Origin of the sequence: Microbacterium luticellae (assembly GCF_050408645.1) — a bacterium.
In the GTDB taxonomy this organism is placed as follows: domain Bacteria; phylum Actinomycetota; class Actinomycetes; order Actinomycetales; family Microbacteriaceae; genus Microbacterium.
In genome coordinates, this window is the sequence record NZ_JBNTKE010000002.1 from 50,024 (window position 1) to 70,459 (window position 20,436).

The 20,436-nt window shown below is 61.7% G+C and carries 18 protein-coding genes; 4 read left to right on the plus strand and 14 right to left on the minus strand.

The genetic code is table 11. The annotated features are described in order from the left end of the window. From ACQUSW_RS05785 to ACQUSW_RS05800, 4 genes are all read right to left on the minus strand, one after another. The gene (locus ACQUSW_RS05785) at positions 1-645 is read right to left on the minus strand and encodes a response regulator (RefSeq protein ID WP_428931346.1); all 645 of its coding nucleotides are present in this window, start codon (positions 643-645) and stop codon (positions 1-3) included. Continuing rightward, positions 642-1,850 carry a sensor histidine kinase gene (locus ACQUSW_RS05790; RefSeq protein ID WP_428931347.1) on the minus strand — a complete coding sequence of 403 codons (1,209 nt, stop codon included), beginning with the start codon at positions 1,848-1,850 and terminating at the stop codon, positions 642-644. The genes ACQUSW_RS05785 and ACQUSW_RS05790 overlap by 4 nt, the downstream gene beginning before the upstream one ends. A 31-nt stretch (positions 1,851-1,881) precedes the next feature. Then, the gene (locus ACQUSW_RS05795) at positions 1,882-3,051 is read right to left on the minus strand and encodes an AMP-binding protein (protein WP_428931348.1); all 1,170 of its coding nucleotides are present in this window, start codon (positions 3,049-3,051) and stop codon (positions 1,882-1,884) included. A gap of 75 nt (positions 3,052-3,126) precedes the next feature. Beyond that, a complete protein-coding gene (locus tag ACQUSW_RS05800; protein ID WP_428931349.1) occupies positions 3,127-4,038 on the minus strand; it encodes a 1,4-dihydroxy-2-naphthoyl-CoA synthase in 912 nt (303 codons plus the stop codon). A 67-nt stretch (positions 4,039-4,105) separates the two neighbouring features. On the opposite strand from ACQUSW_RS05800, the gene ACQUSW_RS05805 reads away from it, so the two are divergent. Next, positions 4,106-5,113 (plus strand): o-succinylbenzoate synthase, encoded by a 1,008-nt coding sequence (locus ACQUSW_RS05805; RefSeq protein WP_428931350.1) that lies wholly within the window; start codon positions 4,106-4,108, stop codon positions 5,111-5,113. On the opposite strand, the gene ACQUSW_RS05810 is transcribed toward ACQUSW_RS05805, so the two are convergent. Next, positions 5,097-5,720 (minus strand): TetR/AcrR family transcriptional regulator, encoded by a 624-nt coding sequence (locus ACQUSW_RS05810; protein WP_428931351.1) that lies wholly within the window; start codon positions 5,718-5,720, stop codon positions 5,097-5,099. The genes ACQUSW_RS05805 and ACQUSW_RS05810 overlap by 17 nt on opposite strands. 142 nt (positions 5,721-5,862) lie before the next feature. Here ACQUSW_RS05810 and ACQUSW_RS05815 point away from each other — a divergent pair, with 142 nt between their 5' ends. Continuing rightward, positions 5,863-8,700, plus strand: a complete 2,838-nt coding sequence (locus ACQUSW_RS05815) for an MMPL family transporter (protein WP_428931352.1) — start codon at positions 5,863-5,865, stop codon at positions 8,698-8,700. Continuing rightward, positions 8,697-10,676, plus strand: a complete 1,980-nt coding sequence (locus ACQUSW_RS05820) for a YhgE/Pip domain-containing protein (protein WP_428931353.1) — start codon at positions 8,697-8,699, stop codon at positions 10,674-10,676. The genes ACQUSW_RS05815 and ACQUSW_RS05820 overlap by 4 nt, the downstream gene beginning before the upstream one ends. On the opposite strand, the gene ccsB is transcribed toward ACQUSW_RS05820, so the two are convergent. The 6 genes from ccsB to ACQUSW_RS05850 form a co-directional block, all read right to left on the minus strand. Continuing rightward, positions 10,662-11,654, minus strand: coding sequence for a c-type cytochrome biogenesis protein CcsB (ccsB, locus tag ACQUSW_RS05825; RefSeq protein ID WP_428931354.1), 993 nt, complete (start codon positions 11,652-11,654; stop codon positions 10,662-10,664). The genes ACQUSW_RS05820 and ccsB overlap by 15 nt on opposite strands. 9 nt (positions 11,655-11,663) lie before the next feature. Next, positions 11,664-13,409, minus strand: coding sequence for a cytochrome c biogenesis protein ResB (resB, locus tag ACQUSW_RS05830; protein ID WP_428931355.1), 1,746 nt, complete (start codon positions 13,407-13,409; stop codon positions 11,664-11,666). A 19-nt stretch (positions 13,410-13,428) separates the two neighbouring features. Beyond that, positions 13,429-14,199 (minus strand): cytochrome c biogenesis CcdA family protein, encoded by a 771-nt coding sequence (locus tag ACQUSW_RS05835; protein ID WP_428931356.1) that lies wholly within the window; start codon positions 14,197-14,199, stop codon positions 13,429-13,431. After that, positions 14,196-14,810: a TlpA family protein disulfide reductase gene (locus ACQUSW_RS05840; RefSeq protein WP_428931357.1), complete on the minus strand. Its 615-nt coding sequence runs from the start codon at positions 14,808-14,810 to the stop codon at positions 14,196-14,198. The genes ACQUSW_RS05835 and ACQUSW_RS05840 overlap by 4 nt, the downstream gene beginning before the upstream one ends. Positions 14,811-14,875: 65 nt before the next feature. Further along, positions 14,876-15,514, minus strand: coding sequence for a histidine phosphatase family protein (locus ACQUSW_RS05845; RefSeq protein ID WP_428931358.1), 639 nt, complete (start codon positions 15,512-15,514; stop codon positions 14,876-14,878). Positions 15,515-15,535: 21 nt separating this feature from the next. Then, positions 15,536-15,952 carry a DUF5684 domain-containing protein gene (locus ACQUSW_RS05850; RefSeq protein WP_428931359.1) on the minus strand — a complete coding sequence of 139 codons (417 nt, stop codon included), beginning with the start codon at positions 15,950-15,952 and terminating at the stop codon, positions 15,536-15,538. Between the two features lie 124 nt (positions 15,953-16,076). On the opposite strand from ACQUSW_RS05850, the gene aspS reads away from it, so the two are divergent. After that, positions 16,077-17,870 (plus strand): aspartate--tRNA ligase, encoded by a 1,794-nt coding sequence (aspS, locus tag ACQUSW_RS05855; RefSeq protein ID WP_428931360.1) that lies wholly within the window; start codon positions 16,077-16,079, stop codon positions 17,868-17,870. Between the two features lie 72 nt (positions 17,871-17,942). Here the strand turns inward: aspS and ACQUSW_RS05860 are convergent, their stop codons facing one another. The 3 genes from ACQUSW_RS05860 to ACQUSW_RS05870 are packed head-to-tail and all read right to left on the minus strand — an operon-like array spanning position 17,943 to position 20,319. Further along, positions 17,943-18,698, minus strand: coding sequence for an amino acid ABC transporter ATP-binding protein (locus ACQUSW_RS05860; RefSeq protein ID WP_428931361.1), 756 nt, complete (start codon positions 18,696-18,698; stop codon positions 17,943-17,945). Further along, complete coding sequence (locus tag ACQUSW_RS05865; protein ID WP_428931362.1) at positions 18,695-19,486, minus strand: amino acid ABC transporter permease; 792 nt, start codon at positions 19,484-19,486, stop codon at positions 18,695-18,697. Before ACQUSW_RS05865 ends, ACQUSW_RS05860 begins: the two co-directional genes overlap by 4 nt. Before the next feature lie 14 nt (positions 19,487-19,500). After that, a complete protein-coding gene (locus tag ACQUSW_RS05870; protein WP_428931363.1) occupies positions 19,501-20,319 on the minus strand; it encodes a basic amino acid ABC transporter substrate-binding protein in 819 nt (272 codons plus the stop codon). Positions 20,320-20,436 lie beyond the last annotated feature (117 nt).

Consider the following 20,436-nt stretch of genomic DNA (forward strand, 5'->3'; position numbering starts at 1 on the left):
CTAAGGGTTTGTGGTGAGCCCATGGTCAAAAGCAAACACAACCAGTTGCACCCTGTCGCGCAAGCCGAGCTTATTGAGAATCCTGCTGATGTGCGTTTTTACCGTCGCCTCCGACAAAAATTCCTTGTCAGCGATCTCTGTATTCGACAAACCTCGTGCGGCGAGCGCGAAGATTTCTCGTTCCCGCTCGGTGAGGTCGTGGAATGCTTCCGGAACAGCTGTTTCGGGTTCAGCGAAGTGCCCAAATAGGTCGTGCGTGGCGGCGGCGGCGATCACGGCCGAGCCCGCATGCACGGTACGGATAGCGGCGAGCACAAATTCTGGGTCGGCATCCTTGAGCACAAAGCCGCTCGCTCCCCCACGAATGGCACGGGCGGCTGCCTCGTCGAGGTCAAACGTGGTGAGCATGATGATGCGTGGCGGGTTGGGCCTACTGAGTAGTGCCGTTGTCGCGGCGATTCCGTCCATGACCGGCATCCGAATGTCCATCATGGCCACGTCGGGACGCACCTCTGCAACGACAGCGAGGGCTTCCTGACCGTTGTCGGCTTCACCGACCACCTGCATATCGGATTGGGAGTCGACAAGCATCCGGATGCCTGCGCGAAACAGTGCCTGGTCATCGACGAGCACCACTCGAATCATTCGCTGCTCCCCACGGGTATTCGGGCCGTCACGACAAAAGTATTGTCGCGGCGTTCGGTCGTCAGTGTTCCGCCCACCAACTGTGCGCGCTCTGTCATTCCAATGATTCCATGCCCCACTGCATCGCTGTCTGCACCACGGCCGCGCGATACACCAGAGTTCGCGGCCACAGGGTTAGCGACGACAATGTCGACCGCATCAGCCCACCACGCAAGCCGAACAGTGATGGGAGCGGTATCGCTACCGTGACGCAGCGCATTGGTAAGCGCCTCTTGCACGATGCGGTATACGGCCATCTGGAGCGCAGCGGCGGGTTCGCCGGGCGCTTCGGGCTCGACTGTGACGGCCAGCTCACGGCCGCTGTCGGTCACCTGCTGAAACAGTTCGTCAAGATCAACGAGCATCGGTTGAGGACCCACCGCCTGACGATGCCGCAGCTGTGTAAGCAGGGTGCGCACATCGGCAAGTGCGCTGCGCGCGGTCGTGGCAATCGTCGTGAGGGCCGCTGTCGCGGCATCCGGATTCTGTGTGGCCACATACCGTGCACCGTCGGCCTGCGCAATAACCACGGCGAGAGAGTGCGCAACAACGTCGTGCATATCGCGGGCGATGCGCGACCTTTCTGCCTCAGATGCCGCGAGCGCTTCGGCCCGCACCTGGGCTTCGCGTGTTGCCCGCCCGTGTCGCACGAGGCGCCACAGCAGACCGCTACCCCATGAAATAATCAGCGCCGCAATAAACAGGGCCGACAAAAACCCGCCCAAAACAACAACGCGCACATGCCACAGGTCGTCGTCGATGAGGGCTCCGGGCCGCAGTGCCGAATACATACCGGCGATGAGCCCACCCACCAGGGCCGAAATACCACCCAGGGTCATGACGCGGCGGCTTCCCCACGCGGCCGTAGCAAACAGCACCCCCAAGACGGCGAGATTGCTCACCATGGGCCACAGCCCCACACCCATTTGCAGCACGGCACCGCCCCAGGCTGCGGTAAGAGCAACATGCGGCATCCAGCGCGCAATAGTGGCACTCGCCCACATAATGACGGCAACAATGATCGATGCGGTCAGCGCCACCGATGGCGGCACCCAGCCGCCCATGTCGCTAAGGAACACCAGATCAACCGCGACCGACAGCACGAGTGCTACGGCGCCGGCGGCCACTTCGATCGCGAAATATCGCGGACGAGGAGGAATGTTCACACTGTCACGCTACGCGCACAAGTGTGCGGAGTCATCGTTCTTGCGATGTATGTGTGCTCACTCGCAGGGCCCATTCGGTGATGGCCTCGCGGTCGGGTTTACCCGAAACCAGGCGCGGTAACGGGTCGAGAGTCAGCAGCCGGGTGGGGCGGGCAGGTTTGCCGAGCTGTTCGGCAACGGCCTCGCGCGCCTGCTGAAAGAGCCCGGCCGCGGCGTCACCATGGCGGTCGGTAACGATCACGCAGCACTGCCCCCACCGCTCATGCGGTAGCGCCACAACAACGGCATCAGCACCATGCCGGATGCTACGCACCACGTTTTCTACTCGGTCAAGAGACACGTTCGTGCCGCCGGTAATAAATACTCGATCACGGCGTCCGGTCACCCGCACCGTGCCTGCCTCATAGTCGCCGCTGTCGCCCGTGCGGTACCAGCGTCGGCCAGCGTCGCGCACAAAATGCTCTGCCGTCTGCTGGGGGTCATCGACGTAGCCTTCGGCGAGCATGGGGCCACTCAACTGCAGTTCGCCATCGACCACCCGCACCGATACACCCGGTAGCGGCTGCCCATCGTAAACACAGCCACCCGCGGTTTCGCTCGAACCATAGGTGCGCACAATCCGGGCGCCCAGCCTGTGGGCACGCTCAGCAAGGCTCGCCGGAGTCGACTGTCCGCCAACAAGAATCGCCTGATACGCGTGCAGTGCCTGGCGAACAGGTTCTCCGGTATCGGCGTCTTCTGCGGCGTCGACCAGCAGTCCCAACTGCGCTGGCACGAGCGACGTGAAAGTGGGCGCACCGAAAGCCTCACGAACCGCACGCTGCGTGGCGGTCACAAAGCTATCGGGACGCAGCGGCCCCTCAAGGGGTACCGGAATTTTGTTGGTCAACAGCGACCGCACCACTACCTGAAGCCCCGCCACATACTGGGTGGGCAGCGCCAGCATCCATTGCCCGGCACCGATCGTGGCCGCCGTGGCCGCAGCACTGGCCTGCAGCGCCCGAGCACTGAGCGCCACCTTTTTGGGCACACCCGTCGAACCCGAAGTCGCCACCACCGCGGCAACATCATGAGCCACCCGCAGCCGGTCATCCGGCGCTCCGCCCAGCAGCACCGGGTCGCCGCCATCCATCGCTTCCCGAATGCGGCGCGTCAACGCAACCGGGTCGTCGGTCGTTTCGCTGCGCGCCCACCGGGTCATCGCCGACCACCCGGGCGGGTAGCGGCCGAACACAGAGAGCGGGCGGGGTGGTGCAGCATCCGGAACTTCATCACATTAAAAGTGGTACGGAAAAGCCGACCAGTCGGGGTCGCGTTTTTGCAGAAAAGAGTCGCGGCCCTCTACGGCCTCATCGGTTCCGTAGGCCAGACGCGTAGCCTCACCGGCAAAAACCTGCTGCCCCACGAGCCCATCATCGACGGCGTTAAAAGCAAATTTGAGCATGCGAATAGCCGTCGGCGACTTACCCAGCACTGTCTCTGCCATCGCAATCGCCTCGGTCTCGAGGTCGGCATGCGGCACCACACGGTTCACAGCCCCTGCCTCGTAGGCACGCTGCGCCGAATACTCTTCGGCGAGAAAAAACACTTCGCGCGCAAACTTCTGCCCCGTCTGCCGCGCCATATAAGCCGAGCCATAGCCGGCATCAAAACTGCCCACATCGGCATCGGTCTGCTTAAACCGGGCATGCTCGGCGCTCGCAATCGTCAAATCGCACACCACATGCAAAGAGTGGCCTCCTCCGGCAGCCCACCCCGGCACAACCGCAATAACCACCTTCGGCATAAACCGGATCAGCCGCTGCACCTCAAGAATGTGCAGGCGACCCGCGCGCGCCGTGTCGTGAACCTGCGTCTCGTCGTCGCTGTATTTATAGCCATCGCGCCCGCGAATACGCTGGTCACCACCCGAACAAAACGCCCAGCCGCCGTCTTTGGGGCTTGGACCATTACCGGTCAGCAGCACCACGCCAATGCGCGGGTCTTGCCGGGCTGCATCCAGTGCACGGTACAGTTCGTCGACCGTGTGCGGCCGAAAGGCATTGCGCACCTCGGGGCGATCAAAAGCAATACGGGCAATACGGCCATCCTGCGAAACATGCGCCGTGATATCGGTAAACGCCTCGGCGCCGGGCGCAAGAACCCACTGCGCAGGATCGAACAGTTCAGAAACGGATGCGTCACTCACAGCATCCACCCTAAGCGGCACCGCCTGTATACGGGCGTTCTTGTGCGAGCCAGAGCAAGATGGGTACATGCCTGCCTTCTCGCCCGCCACCCCGCCGACCATGACACTCGACGACCTGGTGTCCGCGGCACACGTGGTTGCCCTGCCCATGAACACGCGGTTTCGCGGCGTGACAGTGCGCGAAGCTGTTGTCTTTGAGGGACCCTATGGCTGGGCAGAGTTCTCACCTTTTGTGGAATACGACGACCGTGAGGCAGCTGTGTGGCTACAGGCAGCGATGAGCGATGCCACACAGCCACGACCACACAGTTTTCGCGACAGCATCCGGGTCAACGCCACGGTTCCGGCAGTTGCAGCGCAGTCGGTACCCGACGTGCTCGCACGTTTTGACGGCTGTCGCACCGCGAAAGTCAAGGTAGCCGAGCGCGGTCAGAACCTCGATGACGATATCGCGCGGGTGGCTGCCGTGCGCGAGGTGATGGGCCCCGCGGGTCGTATTCGCATCGACGCGAATGGCGGGTGGTCGGTCGATGAGGCCGAGCGAGCCATTTCGCGGCTGGTCGAGTATGACCTGGAATATGTGGAGCAGCCGTGTGCTTCGGTGCCCGAACTGGCCGCAGTGCGGGCGCGTATTCACCCCACGGGCATTCTGATTGCCGCAGATGAGAGCGTGCGTAAAGCGGCAGACCCACTGGCAGTTGCCCGGGCCGAAGCCGCCGATCTGCTTGTGATTAAGGCGCAGCCGCTCGGCGGAATCGATGCTGCGCTGCGCATTGTTGCTGAGGCAGGGCTGCCCGTGGTGGTTTCTAGTGCTCTCGACACGGCGGTCGGGCTCTCTTTGGGTGCGGGCCTGGCTGCCTCACTGCCGCAGTTGGCGGGCGACTGCGGTTTAGGTACGGCCGCGCTCATGGCCGACGACCTTGCCCCGGCACGGCCCATTGCCGGTTATGTTTCGACCCAGCGGGTGATTCCGGATGCCGCCGCCCTGCGCCGTCTTGCTGCCCCGGCCGATCGGCGGCAGTGGTGGCTTGATCGTGTGCGCCGCTGCTACGCGGTGCTCAGTCAGCGCGGGTAACGAGTAGTTCGACCATGCGGCCGAGTTCGCGGCTGCCTGCCTGGCGAAGCTGATCGTCGTCGAGGCCCGCCATGGCTCCGCGCACCGTGGTGCCCTCCCAAATAATGCTGAGTAGTCGCGCGGCGGTTCGTGCATCCATTCCGATGCCGATGGTGCCGCCATCCGTGACGCGACCGATGATCGCCGCGATGCTGTCGATCAAAGCCGACTCTTGCGCCAGATACGCATTGCCGAATGCAGGATCACGCAGAGCACGAATGCGGATTTCACTGAGCAGCATGATGCTGAGCCGGTCGTCACCGGCCGAGTCCATCACCTGTTGCACGAGCGTGACCGGGTCGCTGGTGTCGAGCACGCCCTGTGAGGCCAGTTCGGTCACCCGTGCGGCCACGGATGCAAGCCGCGCTTCTGCCACGCTCGTGGCAAGTTCGAGAAAAAGTTGGTCTTTCGATGCAAAGTTGGAATAGAACGCACCGCGGGTAAAACCAGCCCGTTCGCAGACTGCCTCGACACTCGCGCCGTCGAGTCCGACCTCGGCGAATACGAGCGCTGCGGCCTCCAAAAGCCGCGCCCGCGTATTTTCACGGCTGCGTGTTGATGTCGACACTACTGTCACCTCCTGCGCTAACTCTGCCACGGCGCGGCAAGGAACTCTCACCCGGCACACAGAGTCGGCTGTCGTGTAACCATTACGATACAGAGGTGTATCGGATACATCTGTGTATCCAACCGCTCTCGGAGGAACCCCTTTGTCTGCACTCCTGTATTCCCTTGGCCGCTGGTCGTACCGGCACCCGTGGCGCGTTCTCATCGCGTGGCTGCTCGTGCTGGGCATTGCCGGGGGCGGAGCCCTAGCGTTCAATAAGGGAACCGACAACACCTTCTCGATTCCCGGCACCGAGTCGCAGGCGGGCCTCGAACAGCTCAGTCGTACGTTTCCGCAGGTGAGCGGCACAAGCGCACAAATTCTTGTTGTTGCCGCCGAGGGAGACACCATCACCGACGCCGCCTATCGCGCACCGATCGACAGTGTTGTTGATGAACTGGGCGCGCTCGACGGAGTACTCTCGGCCACTTCGCCCTTCGACGAAATGGTCGACGGCATGCTCAACGATGCCGAAACCGCTGCCATCATTCGCCTGCAGTTCGACGGCCAGGGCTTTGATGTTCCCGAAGAGAGCACCGACGCACTGCACTCCATCAGCGAAGCCCTGCGCGATCAACTCCCCGCCGGCGCACAAACAGCCCTGGGGGGCGACCTGTTTGCCACCTCTATTCCTGGCGTGAGCCTCATCGAAGCGGTTGGGCTCATCATTGCCCTCATCGTGCTGATCGTCACGTTCCGGTCGTTTGTTGTTGCCGGGCTGCCGCTAATCACCGCCATCATTGGCGTGGGGATATCGATGGCCGCCATCTTTATTGCCACCGCCTTCGCCACCGTGTCGTCGACGACCCCGCTTCTCGCACTCATGCTGGGGCTCGCGGTCGGGATCGATTATGCGCTGTTCATTGTTTCGCGTCATCAAGACCAGGTGCGCTCCGGCACCGACCCCGAGGAGTCGGCAGCACAGGCTACGGGCACGGCGGGCTCGGCCGTCGTTTTTGCCGGTGTTACGGTACTCATTGCGCTGATCGGTTTGGGTTTTGCTGGTATTCCCTTCCTCACCACGATGGGTATCGCAGCTTCGGTTGCCGTCGCCATTGCCGTGGCAATTGCCGTCACCCTCACGCCAGCATTTCTTGGGTTCTTGGGCCATCGAGTGGCGGGTAAAAAGCGTCACGCAAAGAACGCAAAGAACACGAAGAACACCGGCGCGCAGGCACAAACGCAACCAGAAACTGAGCCACGTATGAGCGCTTCAGCCCGCTGGGTGCGCGGTGTTACCAAGCATCCGGTTCTGGCTGCTGCCGCAGTTATTGCGGGCCTGGGCGCGCTGGCCATCCCCGCAGCGAGCCTGCAACTGGCGCTCCCCAATGCGGGCATGCTGCCCGCCGACTCTGAGGCCCGCATCAGCTACGACCTCACTGCCGAACAGTTTGGCCCAGGTTTTAATGGTCCGCTGATTCTGACCGGCACCATTGTCACCTCCACCGATCCGCTCGGCTTGATGGCCGATCTGCAACGCGAGGTCGAAGCTATTCCGGGGGTTGACCGGGTTGCTCTTGCCACGCCCAATGAAAACGCAGACACCGGCATTGTTCAGATCATTCCGACCACGGCCCCGGATGCCCCAGAAACAGCCGATCTCGTGCGCGAACTGCGCTCCCACCACGACGCGTGGCTGAATGACTACGGCATTGATCTGAGTGTGACCGGATACACAGCTGTCGCGATCGATATTTCTGATCAGTTGGGTGCCGCGCTCTTTCCATTCGGCGCCTTCGTGATCGGGCTCTCGCTCATTCTTTTGGCCATCGTGTTCCGCTCGATATGGGTTCCTGTCACTGCGGCGCTCGGTTATCTGCTGTCGATTGTCGCGGCCTTTGGTGTTGTTGCGGCGGTATTCGAATGGGGCTGGTTTGCCGATGCCCTGCAGGTGACTCGGGTAGGTCCTGTCATCAGCTTTATGCCGATTGTGCTCATGGGTGTGCTGTTTGGTCTCGCCATGGACTACCAGGTGTTTTTGGTCTCGCGCATGCGTGAAGATTTCGTGCACGACAACGAACGCTTACAGGGCCCGGATGCTGCTCATCGTGCCGCTCGCCGCGCCGTGCGCACCGGCTTTGCCAGCACCGCCCGTGTTGTTACGGCGGCCGCGCTCATCATGTTCGCGGTGTTTGTAGCGTTCGTGCCCGAGGGTGATTCGTCGCTGAAACCGATCGCGCTGGGCTTGGCGACAGGAATCGCGATCGATGCCTTCCTTGTGCGTATGACGCTTATTCCTGCGCTCATGACCATTCTGGGCCGCCACGCCTGGTGGCTCCCCGCCTGGCTGTCACGCCTGCTACCACACGTGGATATTGAAGGGGAAGCCGTGGAGCATGAGCGTTCGCTCAGCGGATGGCCCGGTGATGGATCGGCGGTGGCCGCCGACAACCTGGTGGTTGCTACCACGGCCCGCGATATTGTTGTGCCGCACCTGCGGGTAGCACCCGGTCGGGCACTGGTGATTACCGGCTCGGAGCACGAACGATCCCTGTTGGCACTTACGGTCGCGGGGCGCTCACGCCCCACGTCCGGAGACCTTCGTGTGGACTCGCACATTGTGCCCACGCGCGCATCGACCGTTCGTCGCACCGTCGGTTTTGCCGCACTGGCTTCTAGCGACGCTGCAGCCCAACTGCGCGAAGCATTACGCGGCAATCCGCGCGTGGTGGTCGTCACCGACATCGATATCCCTGCGTCGGCAGCCCGCGACCAGCATTGTGCTCGTCTGCGTGATGCCCGTACGGGTAGCAGCGAACGCGGCCCGCTCACCATTATTGCCACTGCACAAAACGCCGACCAGGCGCGCGCAGCGCTTGCGCAGGCCGGCTGGCACGACAGCGAACTGCTCGATCTCACCGCGCTGCACCGCCGCCGCACCAGCTCTTTTTCATCCCCCGACGACGCCTCGTCTCACCACCCGGCAAAGGTAACCGTATGACTATGGAACGCGCCCGTTCACACCGACCCGTCACCTGGCTGACGCTGCTGGGAGTGCTGCTTTTGCCGGCACTCATTGGCGGCATTCTCGTGTTCGCTCTGCAATCACCCGACCAGCGCCTCGACTCGATGTCGGCCGCGATCGTCAATCTCGATGAACCGGTCACCCTTGATGACCAGCTTGTGCCGCTGGGTCGCCAACTGGCAGCGGGCCTCGTTGAAGGTTCCGACGATATCGACTCAAACCTCGACTGGGTGATCTCCAATGCCGATGACGCCGCCGAGGGCCTCTCTGATGGCACCTACCAGGCGATTGTGACGATTCCCGAAAACTTCTCGGCTGCCGCTACCTCCGGTTCCCAGGCCATCAGCGAACCCGAAAAGAGCCCCACGACAGCTACTATCACGGTCGATTCCGCCCCCGATGGGCGCATCGCCGACTCGCTGCTCACCTCGCAGATTGCGCAGGCAGCGACCAGTGCGCTCAACAGCGAACTGGCCGAGGCCACCATCGACAACGTGCTGGTGAACTTTACAACCCTGGGCGACAGCATCGATGAGGCCGCTGACGGTGCTGATCAGCTTGCATCCGGCAGCCGCGATGCTGCCGACGGTGCCGGTCAGTTACCCGAGGGCGCTACGCAGCTTTCTGATGGCGCGGCCGAAGTAGCCTCGGGGGCAGGCGCGCTGGCAGAGGGCCTAGATCAGATCAGTACGGGGGCTTCGGATGCCGCAGACGGTGCCAGCCAACTCGGTACCGGCCTGGCCGAAGGAGCCACCGCGCTGCGTGAAAACGGGCTGGTTCCGGCCGAGTTGAGCGGTGCCGCCAGTGCCGCCGCAACCACTTCGGCCTCCGTGGCCGAGTCGTTGGCGGGTGCTGCCACGAGCTTGGGAGAACTGGCCGAGCAGTGCTTTGCCCTGGGCCCGGATGCGATGGAGTTCTGCATGCAACTTGCCGGTGTCGCCGAAACCACCGGCGGCATTGTCGAACCGGCATATATCGCCGCGGGCACCGCCGACGGCGTGGCTAGCGGCCTGGGCACCTTCGACACCGAGGCCTCGGCGACCCTTGCCGGCCAGATGGAGACGGCTGCAGAAGCGGCCAGCAGTTTGTCCAGCGGTATTTCACAGCTCGGCGATGGTGTAGACCAGAGCGCCACCGGTGCCCGCGCACTGGGCTCCGGTGCCAGCCAGCTCAGCAGCGGCGCCGGTGAACTAGCAGAAGGCGCCACCGAACTGAGTGCGGGCCTTGACGAACTTTCCACCGGCACGAGCGAGCTAGCCGCAGGGCTCGGTGAGGCGGCCAGCAAGCTCCCCCGCTTCACCGACGACCAGTCACAGAGCATCGCCTCGGCCGTAGCGTCTCCTGTTGAGGCCACGAGCGGCGATGAGTCGATGTTTAGTGCCACAACTATTCCGCTGCTTGCCGCTGTTGCCCTGTGGCTGGGCGGCTTGGCCTCGTTTATTGCCCTGCGTGCAGTGAGCGCCCACACTCTCACGTCACGCCGCTCTTCTACCGCGCTCGCACTGCGCTCCTTTGCACCGGCCGCCGTCCTCGGCGCAGCACAGGGCGTGCTGGTTGCTCTTGTCGTGCAGTTTGTTGCCGACTACTCGGCCGCTCACTGGTGGACATTTGCCGGCATCGCCGCTGTCACCGGCATCGCTTTTGCTGCCGTGCACCAGGCGCTCGTCGCCGTCTTTGGGGGTGCAGGGCGATGGATTGCCGCGCTGGCTGCCACCGTGGCAACCGGCACCGGCATTCTCTCGACCGTTCCTGCATGGCTGGTTGGTGTGGCACAGGCCCTGCCGACTGCGCCAGCGCTCACGGCACTGCTGGGAGAAACCGGGGCCTCGCGCGCCCTCGTGGGTCTAATGGTGTGGGCGGTGCTATCGCTCATCGTCACGATCATCGCGACAGCGCTGCAACGCACCACCTCCGCTCGCGGGTTGGCGCGTGCCGCGTCAGTTGAGGCCTGAGTAGGCGTGCAGCCCTTTAAAGAAAATGTTGACTATCGAGAAGTTGAAGATCACGGCACTAAAGCCCACGATCGACAGCCAGGCGGCGCGGTTGCCTCGCCAGCCCCGCGTCGCGCGCGCGTGAATGTATCCGGCATACAGCACCCAGATAATAAACGTCCAGGTTTCTTTTACGTCGAAGCCCCAGTAGCGCCCCCAGGCGTCTTGCGCCCAAATCGACCCGGCGATCAAGGTGAAGGTCCAAAGAATAAACCCGATCGTCGCGAAACGGTAGGCCAGAGCCTCGAGCCGTTCGGCATCGGGCAGAGTCGTCAAGAACCGCATCCGGTTTTTTCCGCTGCCCTCGGCCACAAAACGCTCGCGACGCGATTGCATGAGCTGCAGGGCCGATAGCGCGCACGAGAGGGCAAAGAATGCGGTGCTGAGCGATGCCACAAAAACGTGGATAACGAGCCATGCGCTCTTGAGCGGATCAGACAGCGGCGCCACCTCAACATAGAAAGTCAGCGTCGCTCCGCCCAGCAGCACCACCATGAGGCCCATGATGAACGTGCCGAGATAGCGCAGATCAAGCTTGATGTTGACGGCAACATAAACGGCAATGATGAGCACGGTGCCCGTCATCGCAAACTCGTAGTTATTCGACCACGGCACTCGCTCGGCCGCAATACCGCGCAAAATCGTGGCGCCCAGGTGAAAAGCAAAACCCAGCACCGTCAGCGCCATACCCACGCGCGCCATCACAAAACGTGCCGCAGCGCCCTGCGTGGGAGATACCGCCCCAACGCCCGTACCTGCGCTGGCGCTGGCCGCCGCACCAGCGCCAGCCCCGGCCAGAACGAGCTCGGGCTGCGCAAGCTTTTCATCGGATGCCACTTGTGAGCGCCGCGCAAGGTCGAAGGCAAAGCAGATAAAGGCACCCACATAGATCGCAATAGCGGTCCAGATCATCAGTACCGAGAGCGAATCAAGATCCATGATTTCAGCCTACTTTCGTGATGCTTGCGAAGAAAGAGTGGGGGTGGTTGCGCTGTCGTCGTCGGCCTGTGTCGCGAGAATTCCGGCAGCTGCCATTTCGCGCGTATGGGCGTCGAGCAGCGACTGCACGGCACCGGCGAGTGTCGGGTCGTCGCCGCGGGCAAGACCGGCGTATTCCACCCGCATCCGGCCGTCTTCTTCCTGTGCTTTTACCCACATACGGCGGCGCGGAACAAACAGGGCCAGCAACAAGCCCGCGACAGCGAGCACAGAAAAAACAAGTACCCATACAGCCGATGCGTCGTGGTGAATCTGCAGCGAGGCGAACCGCTTCACCGACTGACTAAGGTCTGTTGCGCCCTCTGGCGAGGTGTCGTCAAACGTGATCGTGCCGAGGCCATGGGGTAGCTCGGTGGTTTCTCCCGGTGCCAGTTCGATCGACTCGCCATCGGTGTCGCGCCCCGTGAGCTTGGTCATCTCTGTCGTGTCGAGCACATACACCGAGCGGGGCGTGCCGTCATCAATGCCCAGATCGCCTTCGTAGACATCGAGCGTCAGCACAGGGTTAATGAGGTCGCCATACAACGAGGCATAGGCACCATCTTGACGCTGCACCTGCGTCGGGTAGAAGAACCCGACCATGCCCAACTGTTCAGGCATTCCGTCGGTGATTTTGAGCACACCGAGCGAGGTCATATTGGCGTCCTGCGGCAAGAACGGCACGGGCCCGGTAAACACGACATCATCGGCCGCATTGCGCACCGTAATGGTGGGGGCATAGCCGTTGCCGAGCAAATACACGCGGTCACCATCAACACTCAGTGGATGGTTGACGCGCACCGATTCTTGCCGCGAAGAACCATCCGGTTCTTTGAGTGTGACATGGGCTTCGAAGTTTCCGGCCTGCCCCGACCCTGCCTCACCAAAGGGTTCATAGGTCACATCGAACTTGTCGAGCGTCATGGCGTACGGAGCCAGCGATCCCTCGCCCACAAAACGCCCCTTGTTCATCGAAGAGTAATCAAGCAGCGTATTCACAAAAGTCTCGCCCTCGGTCATCACCCGCTGACCGGTATAGGCATAGCCGCCACCGGCTGCCACCGTCACGAGGATTCCTAGCAGAGCGAGGTGAAACATCAGGTTTCCCGTCTCGCGTGCATAACCGCGCTCGGCCGATACCGACCACTGGCCGCGGCCGTCGTAGCGGTGCACACGGTAGCCGAGCTTGCGCAGCTGGCCCTGGGCGAGCTCGACCGAGCGCTCGGCTGCCTGAGCGGGCGATGCAGCAACATCGTGGGTAACGGCGGCGCTATCGGCCAGCCGCTGGAGGCGAACAGGCGTGCGTGGTGGCTGCGTACGCAGTGCCTTCAGGTGGTGCTTCACACGCGGAAGCACGCAGCCGATCAGCGACAAAAACAGCAGCAGGTAGATCGCCGAGAACCAGACCGACAGGTACACGTCGAATAGTTGCAGGGCGTCGAGAATCGGGAAAAGATCGGGATTATCGGTCTTCCACTGCGTCACACCGTTGGGGTCGGCCATCCGCTGAGGAAAAAGCGAACCAGGAATCGCAGCAATCGCAAGAATGAGCAGCAGAACAAGTGCCGTCCGCATCGAGGTCAGCTGACGCCACCCCCATCGCAGCCAGCCTACGAAGCCCAGAGCGGGCGATACGGCCTCCGCTGGTGCCGAACCACCACGGTCAACATAGTCAGCCGGGCGGCGTGGGTCTGCCCCCTGCGTATCATCGGCCACTACCGAGCGCTGTGGGTTTTTAGAGCGGGAGTTCGACACTGCTCATCACCGCCCCCAGGCGAGACATCACATCGGTCCATACCCCGGTCACCATCAAAACTCCCAAGAGAATAAGCAGCACGCCACCGATCACGTTGATGGTGCGAATGTGGCGGCGCAAGAATCCGACCGAGCGCGTAGCCCAGCCGAACCCGAATGCGAGGAACAAAAAGGGCAAACCTAACCCCAGTGAGTATGCAGCGCCGAGGAGTCCGGCCCGCCACGGGTCACCCAAATTCCATGCTACGCCCACAATCGCGGTCAGCGTCGGTCCGATACACGGCGTCCACCCAATACCCAACGCCACACCCAACAGTGCTGCGCCCGCCAGACCTGTTCTGCCCGAGGCATTCCACCGAATCGTGCGCTGAGCAAAACCGAAAAGCCCAATAAACGCCAGGCCCATAACAATAATTACTGCGCCCAGAATACGGGTGATGAGGTCACCCCACCGCAAGAAAAACATGCCTGCCGTGCCGCCCACGATGGTTAGCGCGATGAACACGGCCGCAAAACCGGCGATAAACAGCAAAACTGCGCCGACCAGCCGCCCACGGTCGCCCTTCTGCGACGGCGCAGCGCCCGCAGCATCCGGGTGGGAACGAGCCGAAACTGAACCGCCTAAATAACCGAGGTAGCCGGGAACAAGCGGCAGCACGCAGGGGGAAAGAAAAGAGATCAGCCCCGCCAGCACCGCGACGGGAACAGCCAGCCACAGTGTGCCGGCGCCCACGAGCGCATCAACGTTCACGTGGTCTCCGCAAGCAGGTCTTTCACCAGGGTCGAAAGAATCGATGCCTCTTGCAGCTGCCCAATAATGCGGGCTGCCACGCGGCCGTCACGGTCAAGCACAAGTGTGGTCGGGGTGGCCTGAATAGGCGTTGCCGCGGCGAAGGCCAGCTTGGCATCGCCCGTGTTGACGTCGATGATGCTTGGATAGGTCACGCCGTATTCATCCGCAAAAGCACGCGCCGTATCAGCCTGGTCATAGGTGTTAATACCCACGAATGTGACGTCGTCGTCGCTGTACTCCTGCCACACGGCTTCGAGATCTTTCGCCTCAACCCGACAGGGGCCACAGGCCGCGTACCAAAAGTTCACCACAAGCACATTGCCCGCGTGCTCTTCGCTGCGAAAGTCACTGCCGTCTTCGAGAACGCCACCAAAATCGACCGTGCTACCGCGGTCGGCCTCCGCAATTTCTTCAACGCGCAGCCCGCTGGCGCCGATATACCCCTTGTTATCGCCCTCCAGATACTGCTGCGTTGCGGGGTCTTGCGTGCACGCAGCAATTCCCACGGTCAGTACGGCAGCGAGCGCCACGGCCAGGGCAGCACGAACGCGACGATGAAGTGACAACACGCTGGGAATCGTACGCGGGTTTCCTATGCGCGCTCTGTGTCTTGTCTGCAATCAGGGTTGGGGCGCTATACGGCACCCAGGTCAATTCCGGATGCCGCGGGCTCGGCATAGTCCACTTCGTGCCAGCTGTCGCCGACGCGCTCCAACGAGGTGATGCTCGAGAGCGCACAGCGCCGCGTGCGCGGATCGTGCTGAAGCCTGAGACCCGCCGTATACAGGTGCTGAATCCAGATAGGTGCCTGGTGCGAAACAAAAACAATGTCTCCGCCGGATGCCGCATCCCACGCCTCGTTCATAGCTTCGCGCACGCGCTGCGCCATATCAACATAGGGCTCACCCCAGCTGGGTTTGCGTGGGTTGCGTAGCTGCCACCAGTTGACAGGATTACGCAGGGCACGTGACATCCGGCGCCCTTCAAATGCATTCCACGGTTCGATAATGCGCTCATCGAGCACGGGTGTCAGACCCCACTTCTCGGCGAAGGGTTCGGCCGATTCCTGTGTGCGCTCCAGCGGTGAACACCGCAGTGCCGTAACGATGCGGCCCTGTTCGGCGAGGTGGTCGGCGGCGGCCTGTGCCATGGCACGACCGGCAACGCTCAGGTGATAGTCGGGGAGACGACCATAGAGAATGTGTTCGGGATTGTGCACTTCTCCGTGGCGAACGAGGTGCAGTCGATCGGCGTGAGGTCGGTCGGCAGGCATGCCGTCTAGCCTAGGGCCGAACTATGCAGCCTTGCTGTAGCGAGCCGAGCCATAGCCGATGATGAAGTATCCGATGATCGGCAGAAGCCACAGCAGGAAGAACGAGAACACTCCGCCCTTCCCAAAGCGACCGCCCAGTTTGATAGCGACGACGATGCTGAACACCCATCCGACAATCGGAATGAGGTACAGCAGCGCGAACCACCCCGACATTCCTGCGATCTTCACCAGAAAGATGACGTTCACGATGGGGATGAGCGCAAGGATTCCTGCGTAACCGGCCTTGGTGAAGACCCGCCACAGGGCAATGACCAGCAGCACGTAGAAAATCAGCATGAAGATGCTTGTTGTTCCCGAGAACACCTGCGCATAGATGTCGGTCATGTCAGGCAGTGTCGTGGAGTCGAAGCGAGGCATAAGCGTAATGGCCGAGAGCATAGTATTCCTTCTGACAGGGGCGGACAACAGTGTTCGTTGTCCATGACTCTATCGGTGTGGGCATCCTTGCAACAGGCCCCGTAGAATAGCGGGGTTATCTGTCTCCCGATCAGGAGGAATTTTCGTGCTCCGCACTCACACGGCAGGCTCACTGCGAGCCGAACACATCGGTCACACCGTCACCCTGGCTGGGTGGGTTGATCGTCGTCGTGACCACGGAGGAGTCGCATTTATTGATCTGCGCGATGCTTCGGGCATCGCTCAGGTCGTTATTCGTGACGAAGAGGTTGCCCACCCGCTGCGCAGCGAGTTTGTGCTGCAGGTGACGGGCGAGGTTTCCCGACGCCCCGAAGGCAACGAAAACGACCACCTTCCCACGGGAGAAATTGAGCTTATTGCCACCGAGGTGACGGTGCTCAACGAGTCGGCTGCCCTCCCCTTTGCCGTGTCTTCTGCACCGGGCGAAGGCGATGCTGCGGGCGAAGAGGTGCGGCTCAAGCACCGCTATCTCGATCTGCGTCGCTCCGGCCCCGCGGCAGCGCTGCGGTTGCGTTCCGAGGTCAACAAGGCTATTCGTGATGAACTGCACGGCCGCGGGTTCACCGAGGTCGAAACCCCCACGCTCACCCGGTCAACCCCCGAGGGCGCCCGCGACTTTCTCGTGCCTGCACGGCTGCATCCGGGCAGCTGGTATGCGCTGCCGCAGAGCCCGCAGCTTTTTAAACAGCTGCTCATGGTCGGTGGGGTCGAGAAGTATTACCAGATCGCCCGCTGCTATCGCGACGAAGACTTCCGTGCCGACCGCCAGCCCGAGTTCACGCAGCTCGACATTGAAATGGCTTTTGTCGACCAAGAAGACGTCATCGAAATGATGGAGTCGCTCATCCGCGCGATGTGGGTAACCATCGGAGTCGAGGTGGCAACACCGCTGCCGCGCATCACGTACGCCGATGCGATGGCCAAGTACGGCTCCGACAAACCCGATCTGCGTTTTGGGCTCGAACTTGTTGAGGCCACCGACTACTTTGCTGACACCCCCTTCCGGGTATTCCAGGCCGAGTATGTGGGCGCCGTTGTTATGCCGGGTGGGGCCAGCCAGCCGCGCAAGGCACTCGATGCCTGGCAGGAGTGGGCAAAACAGCGCGGAGCTCGCGGGCTCGCCTATGTGCTCTTTAACGACGATGGCACGCTCGGCGGCCCCGTCGCCAAAAACCTCTCGGAGGCCGAGCAGGCAGGGCTCGCCGAACTTGTTGGTGCGAAACCAGGAGACTGCGCCTTCTTCGCCGCGGGTGAAACCAAAGCCAGCCGTGCCCTCCTCGGAGCTGCACGCGTCGAAATCGGCAACCGTCTCGGCCTGCTCGACCCGAACGTTTTCGCATTTACCTGGGTTGTTGACGCCCCCATGTTTGAGCCGGCGTCCGAAGCCGTGGCATCCGGTGACGTCGCGGTCGGTGCCGGTGCGTGGACGGCTGTGCACCACGCATTTACCGGACCCAAACCCGAGTTCGCCGACACCTTCGACACCGACCCGGGTTCGGCCCTCGCCTACGCCTACGACATCGTGTGCAACGGTTCGGAGCTGGGTGGCGGTTCGATTCGTATTCACCGCGAAGACGTACAAAAACGCGTCTTTGGTGTCATGGGAATCTCCGAAGAAGAAGCACAAGAGAAGTTCGGGTTCTTGCTCGACGCATTCCGGTTTGGTGCGCCGCCCCACGGGGGTATTGCGCTGGGACTCGACCGCGTTATGCAGCACCTGACAAAGACCGATTCGATTCGCGAGGTTATCGCGTTTCCGAAGTCGGGTGGCGGGTTTGATCCGCTCACCGAAGCACCCGCACCGATCACACCCGAACAGCGTGCAGAGGCGGGCGTCGACTACGAGGCCGACTCCGACGACAAGGCCGACGCCGAATAAGCTCGCTGCCATTGCGTAGCATCCGGATGCCCCCGAACCTTCTGATTTCGGGGGCATTCGTAGCTTCTGCGGCTACAGCACGCGAGAAAGAAAATCTTGTGTGCGCGGATGCTGCGGCTCAGACAACACCCTGTGCGGTTCGCCCTCTTCAACGACCACGCCGCCGTCCATAAAGATCAGCCGCGAACCCACTTCGCGCGCGAACCCCATCTCGTGAGTGACAACCACCATCGTCATGCCCTCTTCGGCCAGCGAGCGCATAACGGTAAGCACCTCGCCCACCAGCTCGGGGTCAAGCGCCGAGGTCGGCTCGTCAAAGAGCATCATGTCGGGGTTCATGCACAGGGCCCGCGCAATGGCTACTCGCTGCTGCTGGCCACCAGAGAGTTCACTCGGATAGGCCTCGGCCTTTTCTGACAGCCCTACCCGCTCAAGCATCGCTTCGGCAACACGCACCGACTCTGCCCGCGAGCGGCGTTTCACACGGCGCTGGGCAATCGTGAGGTTTCCGAGCACGTTCATGTGCGGAAAGAGGTTGAAGCTCTGAAACACCATGCCGATGCGGGTGCGTACGCGGTCAATATCGGCATCCGGATCCGTAATGTCGATACCCTCAATCAGCACGCGACCACCCGTCGGTGCCTCTAAAAGGTTCATCGACCGCAGCAGCGTCGACTTACCCGAACCACTCGGGCCAATCACACACACCACTTCGCCGCGCTTGACCGTGAGATTGATTCCGCGCAGCACTTCGTTGTCGCCAAAACTCTTGACTAAATCCTGCACGTCGATGGCAGGAGCAGCCAGATCAATCAGATCGGTGCTCATCGCGACCTCTCCATCTTTCTCTCGAGCCACGCCACCATGCGGGTCAGCGGAATCGTTACGAGCAGGTACAAAATTGCTGCCATAACGAGCGGGGTCGCATTGGAGTTCATGGTCGTTGCGTCACGCGCAAACGTGGTGAGCTCTTTTGTCATGAGTGTTGAGCCGGCAATAAACAGCAGCGAGGTGTCTTTGAGCAGCAGCACAAACTCGTTGGTGAGCGGCGGGATAATAATGCGAAAACCCTGCGGCAAAATAATCCAGAACATGGTTTTCATGGGCGACATACCCAGCGAGCGCGCGGCCTCTGCCTGCCCCTTGGGTACCGCCTGAATGCCTGCTCGGATCACCTCGGCCATATAGGCGGAGGCCACAAGAATAAGGCCAAGAAGACCCGCGCCAATCGGGCCGCCGGGCACTTTGATTCCTAGCCCGATCGGCACCATAAACGCGGTAGCAAAGATCGTCAGCAGAGCTGGCAGGCCGCGAAAAAGCTCGATCCATGCGGTAGCGAACCAGCGGTATAGCGTGACGCTCGATAGCTTCATGAGGGCGAAGATGATGCCCAGCACGAGCCCGCCGACAAAAGCTATCAGGGTAAAAAGCACCGTGTTTTTCAGCGCAACGACGATGATGTTCGGAAAAAGTTCGGCGGCAACCTGCGGGTCGAAAAACTGTTTGCCCAGTCTCTCCCAGTCGGTAATCAATGCCACCCAGGCGACGATGCCGATGAGAACCACATACATCGTCGCCTGGTACAGACGGCTGCGTGTTTTACGCTGTAAAGCCATGCTGCTCTACGCGATCACTCGGCCGAGAAGTACTTGTCGTAAATTTTTTGATACTCGCCACTGTCGCGCAGCTGAGCGAGGGCCTTGTTGATGGCTTCGCGCAGGGCGTCTTTTTCGCCCTTGGCAAAGGCAAAACCATACTGTTCGTCGGTGTCGTACTCTTCAACGATCGTGTAGTCGGAGTCGGCCCGCTCGTGCTCGATGTTCACAGGCTGGTCTTGCAGAATCGCGTCGATTTGACCCGCCTGGATGGCTGGCCACAGTTCGCCGTCGGAGGGATATTGCGTGAGGTTTGCGCCCTCGGCGTGCTCGGTGGCATAAATCTCACCCGTTGTGCCCTGCTGCACGCCAACGTTCTTTCCGGCGAGGTCACCAATACCCGTAATTCCTGAGTCGGCCCGCACCAGCAGCGACTGCAGCGAGTCGTAGTACGGGTCAGAGAAGTCGAGGTTCGCCTTACGTTTGTCGGTGATGGTCATGGCAGACGCGGCCATATCGCACTGCCCGGCCACAAGCACGGTGCCCGACTGCAGTCCGTCAAATCCCGACACTTGCACGGCAATATCGAGATCGAGTTCGGCGGCAATGGCGCTCAGCAGGTCAATATCAAACCCGGAATATCCCAGTTCACTGCTGGGGTCTTCGAATTCGAATGGAGGGTAGGGAATATCGGAGCACACCGTCAATGTGCCGTCTTTGATGAGCGCATAACCGTCATCGGCGCCCGGCGTATCGCCGGCGGGTGCTGACTCCCCCGAGCCGCATCCGGCGAGTGTGAGAGTAACAGCGGCAATCGCTGCAAGACCAAGGCTGAGTGCAGGGCGTCGTTGCATATCCACTTCTCCTGATTGCTAAGGACTACGTCGTCCGGGTACACGTGGTGTGTTCTTCATCTTGGCATGCGCGCACGCTGCGTGGGCAATCTCGAGGTCACGGTTGCATTGCAGAGA